This is a genomic window from Candidatus Omnitrophota bacterium (genome assembly GCA_040755155.1).
GTDB lineage: Bacteria > Hinthialibacterota > Hinthialibacteria > Hinthialibacterales > Hinthialibacteraceae > JBFMBP01.
The window spans coordinates 7,567-22,072 of the sequence record JBFMBP010000164.1 but is presented as its reverse complement, the minus strand read 5'-3'; the positions used below and the strand labels follow the sequence as shown (position 1 = coordinate 22,072).

Below are 14,506 nucleotides of genomic sequence, written 5' to 3'. Positions count from 1 at the left end.
CCTCATTCCTCTCACGCCGCTCCGCGTTCTTTTTCCTTGCGGGCGTCGACGATGTCCTGGGCGATGTTGGGGGGCACGGGTTCGTAGTGCTCGAACTGCATGGAGAAGGAGGCGCGTCCGGAGGTGATAGTGCGCAATTCCGTGGCGTAGCCGAACATCTCCGATAGGGGAACCATCGCCTTTACGACGCTGGCGTTGCCGATGGAGTCCATGCCCTGGATGCGTCCCCGCTTGCCGCAGAGGCTGCCGTTGACGGACCCGGCGTATTCCGTCGGCGTCGTAACGTGCACCCGCATGATGGGTTCGAGCAGATGGGGCTTAGCGCGCAGGAAGGCGTCTTTGAAGGCCTGGCTTGCGCAGATGCGGAAGGCGCGCTCGGAAGAATCCACGTCGTGGTAGGAGCCATCGATGAGCGTCACTTTCAAATCCACGATGGGATAATGGGCCAACACGCCGCGCTGCATGGCGTCGATGATCCCCTTTTCCACGGCGGGGATGTATTCGCGCGGAATGGAGCCGCCATAGATTTCGTTGACGAATTCGAAGCCTTGTCCGGCAGGAACCGGCTCGATGCGGAACTCGGTATGCGCAAAATCGCCTTTGCCGCCGCTTTGCTTAACATAGCGGTGGTTGACTTCGGCGAATTTGGTGATGGTCTCGCGGTAGGCCACCTGCGGGCGCCCCACGGCGGCTTGTACGCCGTATTCGCGCTTGAGGCGGTCGACGATGATCTCCAGATGCAGTTCGCCCATGCCGGAAATGATGGTCTCGCCCGATTCCTCGCCGGACGAGACGATAAAGGTGGGGTCTTCTTCCGCGAGGCGGCCAAGACCCATGCCCAACTTATCGCTGTCGGCTTTGGATTCGGGCGTGATGCTGACGGAAATGACGGGCGAGGGAAACTCGATCGCCTCCAGAATCACGGGATGATCGACGGCGCATAGCGTATCGCCGGTGATGGTGTCGCTGAGGCCGACGGCGACGCCGATGTCGCCGCAATAGATGGCGTCGCGCTGCTCCTGCTTGTTGGCGTGCATTTGCAATAGCCGCCCGATGCGCTGTTTTTTGCCTTTGCTGGCGTTCAGAATATAGCTGCCGGCCTGCATGGTTCCGGAATAGACACGGAAATAGATCAATTTTCCCATGTGCTTGTCGGCTACGACTTTAAAAGCCAAGGCGGCCAGGGGCGAATCGTCGCTGGGATGGCGTTCGATCTCTTCGCCTTCGTGAAAACCGATAACGGGCGGAAGATCGACGGGCGAAGGCAAAAAATCGACGACGGCGTCGATGAGCCGTTTGACGCCCTTGTTCTTGAAGGCGGCGCCGCAAAGGACGGGGGTGATCGTCCGCGCCAGCGTCGCCCGGCGGATGCCCAGTATCAACTCTTCGCTGGTTATCTCCTCGCCGCCGCAGAATTTTTCAAGGAGATGCTCGTCTACTTCGCTGACTTTCTCTATGAGATGCTTATACCAAAAGTCCCGTTCGGCGGCGAATTCTTCCGGTACGGCTTCGTCATGCCGCTTCTCGCCGACCGCATCGTCGTAATAGTGCGCGACATTGTGGATGAGATCAATGACGGCGCGCAACTCGCCGTCCTTCATCATGGGGATGACGATGGGAACGGGATTGGCGCTCAGTTGATCCTTCATAGATTCGACGGCGCGGAAAAAATCCGCCCCGGCGCGATCCATCTTATTGACGAAGGCGATGACGGGAACCTCGTATTTCTGGGCTTGGCGCCATACGGTTTCGGATTGAGGCTCCACGCCGGCCACAGCGCAGAAGAGGGCGATGGCGCCGTCGAGAACGCGCAGCGAACGCTCCACCTCGACAGTGAAGTCGACGTGCCCCGGCGTGTCGATGATGTTGATGCGGTGGTTGTTCCAGAAGCACGTCGTAGCGGCGGAGCAAATGGTAATGCCACGCTCCCGCTCCTGCTCCATCCAGTCCATGGTGGCTTCGCCGTCGTGAACTTCGCCGATTTTGTGCGTCTTGCCCGTATAATATAAGATGCGTTCGGTCACCGTGGTTTTGCCTGCGTCAATGTGAGCCATTATGCCGATGTTCCGAACTCGTTCTAGGGGAATCTGTCTTGCCATCGTCAAACCTGCCTTTGTTTTCCTTTCTTGTTCTTCGCCGCCTGCGCGGCGCAATGTTGCCGGAAAGGCCGCCGCGCAGCCTTATGATCGTCCCTTGCGGCCGCCGCGCAAGAAGAACGGCTAGCCGGGCCAAAAGTTAATACGTTTTCCATCCCCAAAATGATTTCCGTGAATCAGTCCGGCGGGAGATATCTATCCTCGGCGGGAGCTGCGTGAAACGGGAACGCCGGAAATCCGAACGCGATTCGAAAATCTTCAAATCTCTTTCGTTCCCCCCCAGAAAAAACACAAACATAAAAGTTTAGTTGGTTTTTAGGAAAAGTCAATATAAAAATTGTCTTTTGTTACGCCACAGTGAAAATGTCAGGGTCTAACGCCACGGTGAAAATGTCATCCTCGTAAACAAAATGGCCGATAGCAGGTTATCGAATCGGCGTTAGAATAATTTTTGTCTTCCCATGTTAAAGAAGAGCTAGCCAACGATGATTTTTCGATGATTTCCCGCGCGGGGAAGATAACTTCTACATCTTGGTTTTCTTATAAAAATCCATCAAAGGCTCGAAAAGGTGGACGGTTATGCTCCTTTTCCTAGTCATAGATTTCATTCCATGGAATCTCATAATGAAACGAAAATCTCTGTTTCTTGGATATCCCGCTCTATGCAGAGGCGCGATTCAAACCATATTACCGAAAACATTTTCTTTTTTTTGAAAGGGGAAGAATGATGTTGCGTAATAGAAATGATAGCCATCTTTTCTTACGAGGTTCTCGATTGCCATGTCATGTAAAAAAACCCTTTTCTTCATACTCTTCTCTTTATCGCCTTCCCTGCTGGACGCGGAAGAGGACGCCGTCCGCCCATTTTATATGGGATTCACTCCTTTCCCTTACGACATTTCGCAAGAGGCCGTCGACGACGCTTATCGATTCGTAAGAGAGAACGGCGACATCATCGCCCATCATCTGGATTCGGGCGTTCCCTGGACGGAATCCTTGGATGGCGCGCCATATTCCTTCGATTTGGAAAGAAACTGGGACCGGCGCGTCCAAGCATCCGCGGGCAGAAAAATTTTCGTCTCGGTCACGCCGATGAACGGCGACCGCAAGGGTATGGCGCTGTATTGGGGCGAGAAAGAGAACATGCCGTTGCCGGAAACGTTTCAAAACAAGCCGTTCGACGATCCTCTCGTGAAAAAAGCCTACTTGAATTACTGCCGCCGCGCCATCAAGCGCCTAAAGCCCGATTATCTGGCCATTGGCATCGAAGTTAACGAATTGTTCCATAACGCTCCGGCGCAATGGGCGCCGTTCCTCGATCTCTATCGATCCACCTATACAGAATTAAAAAAAGAGAATCCCGCTTTGCCCATTTTCGCCACCTTTACGCTGCATAATTTAAGAAACGAAGGATGGAGCGACGTTAAAGCGCAGCAGGAAGAAATCAAGGCGTTTTTACAATATTGCGATGTCGTGGGGATCAGTTATTATCCCTTCATGATTGGCAACCTTGATCATGCCAACGCCGATCTTGACTGGCTGCGATCCTTTACGGATAAACCCATCGCCATCGGCGAGACGGGCTATCCGGGGGAAACCATCCATCTAAAAACATTCCATCTCGAAATTCCCGGCAGTCCCGACAGTCAGGCCAAGTATTACCAAACGTTATTCCAAACGGCGCAGCGGGATCGATATCTTTTCATCGTATCGTTTCTCTCTCGCGATTACGACGCGCTTTGGGATAAAATTAAAGCCTCTTCCCCGGAAGCCTTCGTCGTCTGGAAAGATTGCGGCCTGCTCGACGAAAAAGGAACTGCAAGACCGGTTCTATCGATTTGGCGGCGTTATTTTTCCGCCGCGAAGAAATAAGGCCAAGCCGATCGCGATGTTTTTTTTAGTCCCTTATTCGGCGATTCGATCGTCCTCCTCGCTAGAATCTTTTTCTTGCGGCTCCAATAATCCCTTAACGTACGATCCCGCATTGGCTAAACCCAATCCTATCTTTCGCAGAACATAGGCAGCGCACGCCAAATGAACCACGAACAACACGGCGTAAGGTCCTCTCTCTTCCCCCGGCTTCTCCACTTTTTTCAGAAGCCATTCTTTAGCCATAGCAGGCCAATGAAGGCCGTCCAGAATCGCCTTTTGCGGAACTAAAACCGGGTAGTAGAAAAAAACAAAATAAAGAATGATGAAGAAAATCGGAAACGACAAATCAATCCAGTTCCATTCCTTTGGCGGCCCATCTTTCGTATACGACCAAGCCTGTTTCCCCGGCGCCGCTTCCCCCACAGCGTAGAAAAATCCCAGAAAGGCGCCCATTCCAAGAAGGACGATGTAAGAAATCTTAGTATGCGTCCAAAAATCTTTCCCGAAAATCACTGATGCCAACGCAGCGAGAAGATAACCCAATAACAGCTTATCCAAACCATAAAACAGCCGCGGCCAATGCGCCGCCCGCAAAAGAACAGATAACATTTTCATGGCGATGAAATAAATCAACGCCAGCGCCGCCGCAACGGCGCACGAATCCAGCGTTAACGCAAACGTTTGATTTCGATAAAAAGAAGCCAGCTGGTCGGCCACAACATTCGTCCTTTCGATCGACGGGGAAGCGAGGGAAGGTGTTATTCCTTCTCGAACGATCCTCGCGCTCAAGATTGCTCCTCGCATGACAACGCAGCGAATATCTCCTCGGCGGCTCGCTTCGACGCGGACGCTTCTCCCATACGCGCCCGCATTTTCTTCAAATCTTCTATCATTTCAAAATACCGTTCGGGCGAAGACAACAATTCCTCCGCATACCGCGCCAGCGTCTCCGGCTGGCATTGTTCCTGGATGAATTCCGGACATACGCCCTTTTGCGCGATGAGATTGACCATCCCGATATAAGGAATCCGAACCAGCCGCCGCCCTAGAAACACGTTTATGGGGTGGCTCCGGAACAATACCGCCATCGGAATCCCTAATAATGCATTTTCCACTGTCGCCGTTCCCGATCCCGTCCAGGCGAAATCCAACTCCCGCCGCCGTTCGTAATTTTTATCGCGAACAACATCGACGAAGTGGGGCAGGGAAAATGAATGTAAAAGATTAACCGGCAGCCCATCCGCCAGAAACAGCCGAAACCGAGCCTGCGGCAGCCTCTCCCGCAGCAAAGCTGCCGCCTTCAGCATTACCGGCAGCAAATGCCGCAACTCGTTCTTGCGGCTTCCCGGCAGCAGTCCTATCAGCGGAGCGTTCAGATGCGTCTCTTTCTCATTCGGGGGCGCTATGCGTTCGAGCAAGGGATGCCCCACGTAACAGGTCTCGACGCCTCGTTTACGAAAAAATGGCTCTTCGAAAGGAAAGATGACCATCAACCGGCGCACGATCCGCCGCATCGTTTCCGTTCGTCCTTCCTTCCACGCCCACGCCTGCGGCGCGATGTAATACAAGACGGGAATCCCTCTTTCATGCGCCGCCTTCGCCAGCCTCAAGTTAAACCCAGGATAATCCACCAAAACCACGGCGTCCGGCTTTCGTTCCTCCCACGCGCGCCGCGCCAGCGATTGCAGCCGAAAGATGGCGGGCAGATGCTTCAATACTTCTACGAATCCAACCAGCGCCAGTTCCGGCAAGGGATATAGAATCTCCACGCCTTCCGCCTGCAGTTTTTCCCCCCCAAATCCGAAAAGTTCGATCTCGGCGTCCCGTTTTTTCAATTCCGCGCAAAGGCGCGAAGCGTGCAGATCGGCCGATTCTTCACCCACAGAAAAGAACAATTTCAGATGTCTCAAAGGCTCGAACTCGAATTCCCGGCGCCGCTACGGCGCCGCCCTGATTTACGAGATTTTTTCTCGGCGATAGGCAAAATCATCTATGCATTCCACGATTAAAGCAAGCTGGGGGGCAGTGTGGATTAGGAGGGTGGCAAGGGCAAGGTTTTTTCTGCCCTTGAATAAACCCCTCAAACTTCTGGGAAAAGATCAATCCTTTGAGAGAGTCGAAAAAACACGGCCCATCCTGCTTTTTCGCGCGTAATATAGGTTATTTTTTCTCTGGATTTTCAGGCAGGGTGGGAATTTGGCTCAATGTACGAGAAAGAGCGCTGTTGGGGAGGTCGCCAATCGCCGTGATGCGCAATCCGCATATATCGCGGAAGAAAATGGCTCGTCCGCGCCATTCCCATAATTTGACTTGATCTCCTCGCTTCTCTTTTTCCTGCTCCTCTTTCTCTTCTTTGGTTTGTTTGCGTTGGAAAATGGAAAGCTCGGCGAGTCCATCGCTGTATACGGTATGTAGAGTTTGCTTTTCGCCGTCTCCCCGGATGGATTCGCCGATCATCTGGAAGCCGCGAGGAAGCCATTCGATTTTGAGAGGAGAAAAATTCAAGCATGGTTTTTTATCATTCTGCTTTTCTTCTTTTTTCTCTTCCTTTTTCTCTTCCTTGCGATCGTCTTTACGATACGGATGAATTAAGACTAAATTTTCCGTGGAAAGCGGCTCTTGCGCGAGTTTTTCGTCGAAACGGATCCGTTGAAACTCCATTTTTTCAACGGGTTTCTTCTCTTCATCCATAATAACTTGTTTTAGGAGGGATTTGGTCTCGTCGTCAAGATAGATCAAATACGAATGGCGATATCGATTTTTGGGATCGATGCGGATAAGAAAGGTTTTGCGTCCGGCGATTTGTTCCTTATTATCTTCCTTGGAAAGAGAGTAATTGTCTAAGAGAAATTTCAATTTTGTTTCTTGGTTGAGATCGTTTCGGGAAAAGAAAAAATGCAAGGGCAGAAAGTGGAAATCCTTTTCGATTTTTTTTCTCTCGTCTTCGCTAAGCGATGTGCCCCAAAAGCCCTCGTTGTTAGTGAACATAACTAGGCCATGAAGGGATTCGGGCGAGACGATTTCGTATTTTCTTTCCTGAGAGGAGCGCTGACGGACATTGACGACCGTATTCCGATCTCCATCGGGAGTAGAGCGGAAATAAGAATATGCGCCGTCGTAGGGAAGACTTTGAAAAAGGGAAAAGGATTGTTGATAGAGCTGCGCCAATTCCTCTTGCGATGCAGGTTCGGACCCCGCCGGCGAGACGAACGCCGCTATCGACAACAAGGCGCACAATACGTTATATTTTTTTTCCGCGAATTTCATTCCGTCCAGCCGGAAGTGTAAAAGGCTACAAGAGTTTCCGTCGTTTGCGGGGTATTGCCGTTCAGATCGTGAAGCGCCGCGTAAGTTTCCGCTTCGCGGCCAAAACCTTTAATATCGTCCGCCGTAACTACCAAATAGCCAGGCGATAAAAACTGCGTATTCAGAACAAGAATCAATCCAGCCGAAACGGCAAGCAACAGCGACATAGCCCGGCCGGCGAAAGCCCAATTGGGATGGGCGTAATACCAGGGAAACCATACGCTCTTCGGTTTCATGGTCTTGATGGAACTGGAGATAGATCGCCAAACGTTTTCCGGCGGATCGCAAAGAGGCATCTCTTGCAGCGCCGCCAAGAAATTTTTCATCCGTTGAAGCTCTCTACGCCATACATTCGATCGTTGAAGAAGCGCCGCCACGTCTTCCGTTTCTTGCTGCGAGGTTTCGTTTTCGAGATAACGTCGCAGTAGAAGCCGCATGGATTCGGATCCGGGGGAATCGTATCTTTTATTCATTGGCGTAATCTTTTCCATAAACCCAGATTGAATTCATTGACAATCCATATAATACATTATCGCCCAACTTAAAAAATATCCCAAATTTTAAGCGCCTGCTCAAGAGATTTATGTGCGCGATTCAAGCGAGATTTTACTGTTCCCAGCCTGCATTGTAATATATCGGCAATTTCTTCGTAACTTAAATGGTGAATATAGCGCAAAATTACAATTTTTTTTTGTTTGAAACTCAAGGAGTCTATGGCATCTTCCAATACTTTTCTTCGTTCGTTTTCTCGCGCCCTTTCGGCGGGAGTGGGATTTCCATCCTGGAATTCGAACGGAGATTCATCGGGACTGTTCTGAAAAATGGAAATCGTTTTATCAATGCGCTTTTTATGCTTGCGAAAATAATCGGCGGACCGCCGCAGCGCGATTCGATAGAGCCACGTCGTGAAGGCGGATTGAAATTGAAACCGCCGAATATCCCGAAATACCGAGATAAAGGTTTCTTGAACGACCTCCTCCGCAATTTCAGACGAACCCACCATCCGCAACGCCATGTTGAATACATCCTTGGCGTAACGGCGATAGAGGCGCTCGAAAGCGGCGCAATCGCCATCCTGGCACAACATAATAAGACGGCGGTCTTCTTCGCTTTTGCCTGCGGTTGATTCCGCTGATTTGATGTTCGAAAAATTCGTCGAAAAATCGGCCATAAAAGTTCCCTTGAAAGAAAAACGGCCGTGACTTATTTAAAATAATGGTAATATCAATAATAACGCTTTACAACGCTAGAATATCTCAATTTAATTTTTATATAAGATTAGAAGGCTTAAAGATTTCAATATAAATTTCACATGAGATAATAAATAGTTCACATTTTTATAAGACGAGTCAAGCCAAATTAATCCTGCTAATACCTTGCATTATTATAGGGCTAAAGAATAGAGCCTTTGGGTAGGTTTAATGCGAAGCGTAGCCCTCATATTCGACTATATATTGTATATGTACACAGGTTATCCACAATATTTAGTATTTATTTCTGATTTTTAACTATGCCCCATCTTTCGACTTACGAAGAGGCTCTCCGCGTTCTATTCACAAGATAACGAATTCCAACGCCAATCGATTCGATGGATCAAGGATAGATTTTTTGATAAATCGATATTATGTTCAATGAGAATTCTTTGCCGTATATCTTTCAAAAATCAAATATTCGAACAAGGAATTCACGTTTTCTATTCAAAACACTCACATTTTATCCACAGGCGGTTAAGAGAATTGGCCTAGGAAGATTGAAAGGAATCGAAGAATGGGATTTGGAATGATTTTGGCTATCTTTTCTAGGGGACATCAATAGAGTAAATCAGATAACTACCTAAAAAATATAAACTTGTACCAGAAAAACTTTATGGTCTATAATGGCAAGCGATTTAGGATTCGATAAGTTCCGTGTTTAGATTGAATCGATATAATGATAAATTTTTCCTAACGTGATCGATTTTATTCACAAATATAAAAATGTATTTAGGAAGCCATCCATTTTAAAGCGGAAAATTGGAAACTTGAATGAATAAAAACGAATGCCCAGCTAAAAATAAACCCATTGGAATTTTCGATTCGGGAATTGGCGGTTTGACGGTCGTAAAGGAAATCAGCCGCCGCATGCCCCAAGAAACCCTTTGTTATTTTGGAGATACGGCGCGCGTACCCTATGGAACCAAATCGGCGGAAACTGTAAAGCGATACAGCGTGGAAATCACCCGCTTCTTGCATAGCCACGATTCCAAGATTGTCATCGTCGCCTGCAATACGGCGTCGTCGGTAGCGCTGGAGGAGATACGCAACGCCTTCCCCGGCCCGGCGATCGGCGTGGTGGAGCCAGGCGTAAGAGCGGCGTTGAGGGCAACGAAGAATGGACGGATCGGCGTCATCGGAACTAAAAGCACAATAAACAGCGGCGCTTATCAAAAAAAACTGCTGGAACTAGATCGATCGTTGCATATCGCCGCCGCCCCTTGCCCTCTATTTGTGCCTCTCGCGGAAGAAGGGTGGGTGGACGATCCCATCACCTTGGAGACGGCCAAGCGCTATTTGACGCCGTTGCGTGGAGAAAACGTAGATGTCTTAATTCTGGGTTGCACCCATTTTCCACTGCTGGAGGGCATAATTCGCCAAGCGATGGGAGGGAATGTGACGTTGATCAATTCGGCGGAAGAAGTCAGCCGGGAAGTGGAAGCGATTCTGAAGGAAAATAACCTGTTTTCGCCCAGGAAAACCTATAAGGATTTGTTTTACGCCTCGGACGATATCGCGGGATTCGAGAAATTGCACCGCAGAATATGCGGAAAGGGGGATGTCTCGTTTGTGGAAGCGCCTTCCGATTTCTTCGCCATCGTCCAGGAAGTGCGCCGTTTTCGGGGAAAAATCTTCGCCGATGCGATTCAATGGTTCGAACCCTTGCCGTAACAACCGGGATTCGAACCATACGTTATAACGCCTTCCAATTTCCTAGGGGCGGCAAGGACAAAGTTCTTCAGCCCTTGACGAATCCCCATAAGACAGGCTCAAAACGAAGCGTTGCTCGCCACTTCATATTGAGGCTGATCGAAAGGAGGAGCTGCTAGCGGATAGATCAACGCGCCCATATATCTATTCGGGAGGCGCCGTCTCTCCGCCTTCCAATTCCATGATCTTGTTATATTCGCCGATGACGATCTCTTCCATCTGCTGCCGCATCTCGGAATTGAGAGGGTGAGCGATATCCGCATAGGTTCCATCAGCCTTTTTGCGGCTTGGCATAGCCACAAAAAGGCCGGAGTTCCCATTGATGACTTTTAGGTCTCGGATAACGAAGCAATCGTCAAGGATGATGGTGACAAACGCTTTCAGTTTGTCATCCGGCTTCCGGACTGGATAAACTTTAACTTCCGTAATTTCCATCGCTCGCGCCTTACGAAGTGAGGTTCAGGCCAATAGACAGGCCCTAGCAACTTAATTATACGCCGATTATCATCGATGGCAATTCAATCCGGGAGATTCGGCTTTATTTCTTATTTTTATGACGATTGAGACGCCGCTTCTTTTTCCGTTTGTGAGTGGCGATTTTCGCTCGTTTCCGCTTTTTACCCGATGGCATAGAAAAACCTCGATACCGATTGGAATATTATATTATCTACTTTTCGTTTACGCTTCTTTATCGCGCCCATATGCCTTCCTCTATCTTTGGAGGAATGGCGGCGCGCCATAATTCCTCTTCGGGAGAGGAAACTTGGCGTAATAAAATCTCCCGAATTTTTTAAATTCTAACGGAGACTGAACATTTAAAAGATTTATTTCTATTTGTCAAGTGGATTTGCGTCCTTGGCGCCTGCAAGCGTTTTCTTGACAATGAAATCGGCCATTTATCGTTTGACCATTAAAAAATAAATGCCCGGGGCGGGATTTGAACCCGCACGGCGCTAGCCATACGCCCCTCAAACGTACGTGTCTACCAGGTTCCACCACCCGGGCATAAACGTTTTTACTCTTACTATTCTATTTTCGAGGATGAATTGTGTCAATAAATCGCGGAACAGACAAGCCCAAGCGCGCAAAAAAAGAGAGGAAGATATGGAGACTGGGAGACTGGGAGACTGGGAGACTGCGAGACTGGGAGACAAGGAGACTGGGACAATACAATCCCAAAGTCCCAAAGTCCCACAGTCTCACAGAATAGATTGCTCCTAACAAAGATTTTACAGCTTTATATAAAAGACTCTATTGACTCCGCTGCAGTAATTCATCAAAATGCAATCGTTTGATGGTTTCGTTTATACTCATTTATGAAGTGGAAAGGATATTAAGATGATGGAAATATCGAAAATTAAGCTCGTAAATAGAACAACGCTTGGTTTGGGAATGGCTTTTCTCTCTCTGCTCATCACTGGAGGAGCCGCTTATTCCGCCACACTGACGGTCAATAAAGACGGTTCGACTGGATACGCCACAATTCAATCGGCCATCGATGCAGCGCAAGAGGGCGATACGATCGTGATTCGCGGCGGAACCTACAACGAAGACCCCAACATCGGCCATATCAATATGCCTCCGTTGAAGAAAAACAAATTGACTCTTATAGCGGCCAATGACGAAGAGGTAGTGATCAATCTCGCCAACAATTCCAACCGGACGGGATCGCTGGCATCATTGGGCGCCGATTTCGGGGCGAACGACCAATTAGGATTTTTTATTTACGGCGATAACGTAACGCTGCAAGGGTTGAAGATCGTACAAACGGGTACGGCGGTGAACAATCTCGGCATCGCCATCTCTCTCACGATCATCAGTTCCTACGTTACTGTAACGGATTGCGAGTTGGTCGGACCGGGCGCAGAAACGGCGGGCGATTTCGTGGGAATGGTAGTTTCGCCGATGGACGTTGTCAGTTTCATGCAAGGCAAGTCCATAGACGCTATAGGTTTTAAAGCGGAGCGATGCAAGATTTCGGGATATCCTTACGCCTTCGCCAGCGCCGATCTGCCCTTGGATTTAGGCGTTCCCGTTCCTGCGCCGGAATCGACGCTCGTCGATTGCGAATTTACGGGCAACAGCAACGGCATAGAGATTGACGATGGCGCCGTTTTAGCCATGAATTGCCATATTCACGATAACATCGGCATAGGCGTCAATGCCGGGGATGGCAGCATCACTTTGAACAACTGCGTGATCGAGAATTGCAGCGAGCATGGCGTTCAGTTGGAGGATAACGAACTAGAAGAGAACGATGCTCAAGGGACGCCCACAGGACTCATCGAAAGCTGCATGATTCTCAATTGCGGAAAAGAACCCGGACATCACGGAATCAGCATGGAGACGGGACTCTTAAGCGTAAACCACACCGTCATCGCCGGCACTTCCGGTCCCAACATGTTTTTCCGCGCTTCTTCCAGCGGACGTTCATCGACGGCGATCTTCGATCATTGCGATTTATATAAATCGTTTGCGGGCGTAGGATTGTCGACGACAGATCAGCCCAAGGATGTCATCAACTTGACGATGACCAATTGCATCGTCGTGGATTACGACGGCGTTCTCAACATGGCGGGCGCCATTTCCGAATATAAAATCGATTACTGCGACATCTTCGCGGAACATTCCCAATTGGGAGACGATGTGGAATTCATCGCCTCCAGCAACCTATTGAACGTAGATCCCCAATACGTCGATCCCGGCAACGGCGATTTTCATTTGAAAGCCGGTTCGAAAGCGGCGACGGCGGGTAAAGACGGAACCTATCTCGGTTCGAAGGGATTGGCGTCGGTTGTCGAAGGCTGGATGCTGCAATAGGATTCAAAGAAAATAACAGGTTTGAAGAGAGAGAAGGGGCATACGGGGGTAATCGTCCGTATGCCCTTTTTTTCGAATACTATATACTCTCACAGCGAGAGTAAATAAAAAATGAGGTTTGATTATGAAAACAGTAAGACGGGCTATTTTATTTGCATTTTTGATGGCGCTCCTTTGTCCATTGGCTCAGGGCGAGATCGTAGCGCGGGAAGGCAAAGGCTATCTGGAGCGCGTTGAGGGGCAATTGGTTCTGCACCTGAAGGGAACTCCTCATGAGCTAGGTTATCAGCACGGAAAGCTGCTCAAGGATTTCGTCGTCCGCAATATGAAGAACATCACGGACAATCAGGGCGAAGAAGGCAAGAGCAAAGAATACCAGATGTATAAAATGCTGCGGGGTGGAATGCACAGCCGCCTATTGCCGCATATTCCCGAACGGTTCATCGAGGAGATGAAAGGCCTGGCGGAAGGTTCGGGACTGACGTACGAAGAAATTCTAGCAGGCAACCTGTTCCCGGAAGCTTTCCATTGCAGCGGCATCGCCCTGATGGGCAAAGCGACGCATGACGCCAGCCTCTACCATGTGCGCATTCTGGATTATATGACCAACGCGGGGCTACAAGATAACGCCGTTCTGATGATCGTCGAACCGGACGGATGCAACGCTTTCATGAACGTCAGTTACGCGGGCAACCTCGGCTCCGTCACCGGCATGAACGAAAAGCAGATCGCCATCGGCGAGATGGGCGGCGGCGGCCAAGGCCATTGGGATGGCGTTCCGATGACCTTGTTGATGCGCGATGCGCTGGAGCGTGCGTCGACGCTAGAAGAAGCGCTGCGGATTTACAAAGACTCGCCGCGCACTTGCGAATATTTCTACGTCATTTCCGACTCCAAAATTCCTGACGCGCGGGGCGTCTACGCCACGCCGAAGCAGATTCATTTCATCAAGCCGGGCGAAAACTACTCGCTATTGAATATTCCTCCCGCGCCCGCCGAAGACAGCGGGGGCAACCGCACGGTGGTCAAGGGATTTCAACTCAAGACGAACAAATGGCAAACGTTGATCCAATCGGCGGAAGGAAAACTGGAAGCCATGCTCAATACGCCGCCCCCCGACAGCGTGATCATGTCTGGCGAAGACCGCTACCTGGCCTTCTGCGAACGCTTGGAAAGCCAATACGGCAAAGTGGACGAGAAGGTTTTAATGGAACTCATCAAGCGGCCGGTTTCCATGAAGGGAAATTTGCACAACGCCATTTTCCATCCCGCCACGCTGGAAGCGTGGGTAGCCAACGCCAGCAGCGAAGGCGAACCGGCGTGCAACCAAACGTATTATCATTACAAATTGGAGAAACAAAACAATTGAGGTTCATCCGGTATTAGAATGCTTTTTCTCCCCCAAGATGGGGGAGATACAGAGGGGGTTGACAGAGTGCGCTGACGACC

General features: G+C 49.8%; 12 protein-coding genes and 1 tRNA gene. 5 read left to right on the top strand and 8 right to left on the bottom strand.

Annotation, left to right across the window (positions count from 1 at the left end; genetic code table 11):
* Positions 1-11: 11 nt before the first annotated feature.
* A complete protein-coding gene (gene fusA, locus AB1656_25960) occupies positions 12-2,099 on the bottom strand; it encodes an elongation factor G (GenBank protein ID MEW6238844.1) in 2,088 nt (695 codons plus the stop codon).
* On the opposite strand from fusA, the gene AB1656_25955 reads away from it, so the two are divergent.
* Positions 2,093-2,239, top strand: a complete 147-nt coding sequence (locus tag AB1656_25955) for a hypothetical protein (protein ID MEW6238843.1) — start codon at positions 2,093-2,095, stop codon at positions 2,237-2,239. The two genes, fusA and AB1656_25955, sit on opposite strands and share 7 nt — an antisense overlap.
* A gap of 637 nt (positions 2,240-2,876) precedes the next feature.
* The gene (locus AB1656_25950; protein ID MEW6238842.1) at positions 2,877-3,968 is read left to right on the top strand and encodes a glycosyl hydrolase 53 family protein; all 1,092 of its coding nucleotides are present in this window, start codon (positions 2,877-2,879) and stop codon (positions 3,966-3,968) included.
* 33 nt (positions 3,969-4,001) lie between these two features.
* On the opposite strand, the gene AB1656_25945 is transcribed toward AB1656_25950, so the two are convergent.
* From AB1656_25945 to AB1656_25925, 5 genes are all read right to left on the bottom strand, one after another.
* On the bottom strand, positions 4,002-4,757 hold the full coding sequence (locus tag AB1656_25945; protein ID MEW6238841.1) for a hypothetical protein: 756 nt from the start codon (positions 4,755-4,757) through the stop codon (positions 4,002-4,004).
* Complete coding sequence (gene lpxB, locus AB1656_25940) at positions 4,754-5,878, bottom strand: lipid-A-disaccharide synthase (protein MEW6238840.1); 1,125 nt, start codon at positions 5,876-5,878, stop codon at positions 4,754-4,756. Before lpxB ends, AB1656_25945 begins: the two co-directional genes overlap by 4 nt.
* A gap of 250 nt (positions 5,879-6,128) precedes the next feature.
* Positions 6,129-7,235, bottom strand: coding sequence for a MucB/RseB C-terminal domain-containing protein (locus tag AB1656_25935; protein ID MEW6238839.1), 1,107 nt, complete (start codon positions 7,233-7,235; stop codon positions 6,129-6,131).
* On the bottom strand, positions 7,232-7,747 hold the full coding sequence (locus AB1656_25930; protein MEW6238838.1) for a hypothetical protein: 516 nt from the start codon (positions 7,745-7,747) through the stop codon (positions 7,232-7,234). The genes AB1656_25935 and AB1656_25930 overlap by 4 nt, the downstream gene beginning before the upstream one ends.
* Positions 7,748-7,815: 68 nt before the next feature.
* Entirely contained in the window at positions 7,816-8,445 is a 630-nt protein-coding gene (locus AB1656_25925; GenBank protein ID MEW6238837.1) for a sigma-70 family RNA polymerase sigma factor, read from the bottom strand.
* A gap of 853 nt (positions 8,446-9,298) precedes the next feature.
* Here AB1656_25925 and murI point away from each other — a divergent pair.
* Positions 9,299-10,198 carry a glutamate racemase gene (gene murI, locus AB1656_25920; GenBank protein ID MEW6238836.1) on the top strand — a complete coding sequence of 300 codons (900 nt, stop codon included), beginning with the start codon at positions 9,299-9,301 and terminating at the stop codon, positions 10,196-10,198.
* Positions 10,199-10,381: 183 nt separating this feature from the next.
* On the opposite strand, the gene spoVG is transcribed toward murI, so the two are convergent.
* Both spoVG and AB1656_25910 read right to left on the bottom strand, forming a co-directional pair.
* Positions 10,382-10,672, bottom strand: a complete 291-nt coding sequence (spoVG, locus tag AB1656_25915) for a septation regulator SpoVG (GenBank protein MEW6238835.1) — start codon at positions 10,670-10,672, stop codon at positions 10,382-10,384.
* Positions 10,673-11,159: 487 nt separating this feature from the next.
* Positions 11,160-11,242, bottom strand: a tRNA-Leu gene (locus AB1656_25910).
* Between the two features lie 333 nt (positions 11,243-11,575).
* Between AB1656_25910 and AB1656_25905 the strand changes: the two genes are divergently transcribed.
* The gene (locus AB1656_25905; GenBank protein MEW6238834.1) at positions 11,576-13,057 is read left to right on the top strand and encodes a right-handed parallel beta-helix repeat-containing protein; all 1,482 of its coding nucleotides are present in this window, start codon (positions 11,576-11,578) and stop codon (positions 13,055-13,057) included.
* A 124-nt stretch (positions 13,058-13,181) separates the two neighbouring features.
* The gene (locus AB1656_25900) at positions 13,182-14,426 is read left to right on the top strand and encodes a C45 family peptidase (GenBank protein ID MEW6238833.1); all 1,245 of its coding nucleotides are present in this window, start codon (positions 13,182-13,184) and stop codon (positions 14,424-14,426) included.
* The last annotated feature ends 80 nt before the right edge of the window (positions 14,427-14,506 follow it).

What these genes read in the sequence shown, in the direction of transcription:
- AB1656_25935 (MEW6238839.1), bottom strand. Translation starts at nt 7,235, where the DNA reads ATGAAATTCGCGGAAAAAAAATATAACGTATTGTGCGCCTTGTTGTCG.
- fusA (MEW6238844.1), bottom strand. Translation starts at nt 2,099, where the DNA reads ATGGCAAGACAGATTCCCCTAGAACGAGTTCGGAACATCGGCATAATG.
- AB1656_25950 (MEW6238842.1), top strand. Translation starts at nt 2,877, where the DNA reads ATGTCATGTAAAAAAACCCTTTTCTTCATACTCTTCTCTTTATCGCCT.
- AB1656_25900 (MEW6238833.1), top strand. Translation starts at nt 13,182, where the DNA reads ATGAAAACAGTAAGACGGGCTATTTTATTTGCATTTTTGATGGCGCTC.
- spoVG (MEW6238835.1), bottom strand. Translation starts at nt 10,672, where the DNA reads ATGGAAATTACGGAAGTTAAAGTTTATCCAGTCCGGAAGCCGGATGAC.
- AB1656_25930 (MEW6238838.1), bottom strand. Translation starts at nt 7,747, where the DNA reads ATGAATAAAAGATACGATTCCCCCGGATCCGAATCCATGCGGCTTCTA.
- murI (MEW6238836.1), top strand. Translation starts at nt 9,299, where the DNA reads ATGAATAAAAACGAATGCCCAGCTAAAAATAAACCCATTGGAATTTTC.
- AB1656_25905 (MEW6238834.1), top strand. Translation starts at nt 11,576, where the DNA reads ATGATGGAAATATCGAAAATTAAGCTCGTAAATAGAACAACGCTTGGT.
- AB1656_25925 (MEW6238837.1), bottom strand. Translation starts at nt 8,445, where the DNA reads ATGGCCGATTTTTCGACGAATTTTTCGAACATCAAATCAGCGGAATCA.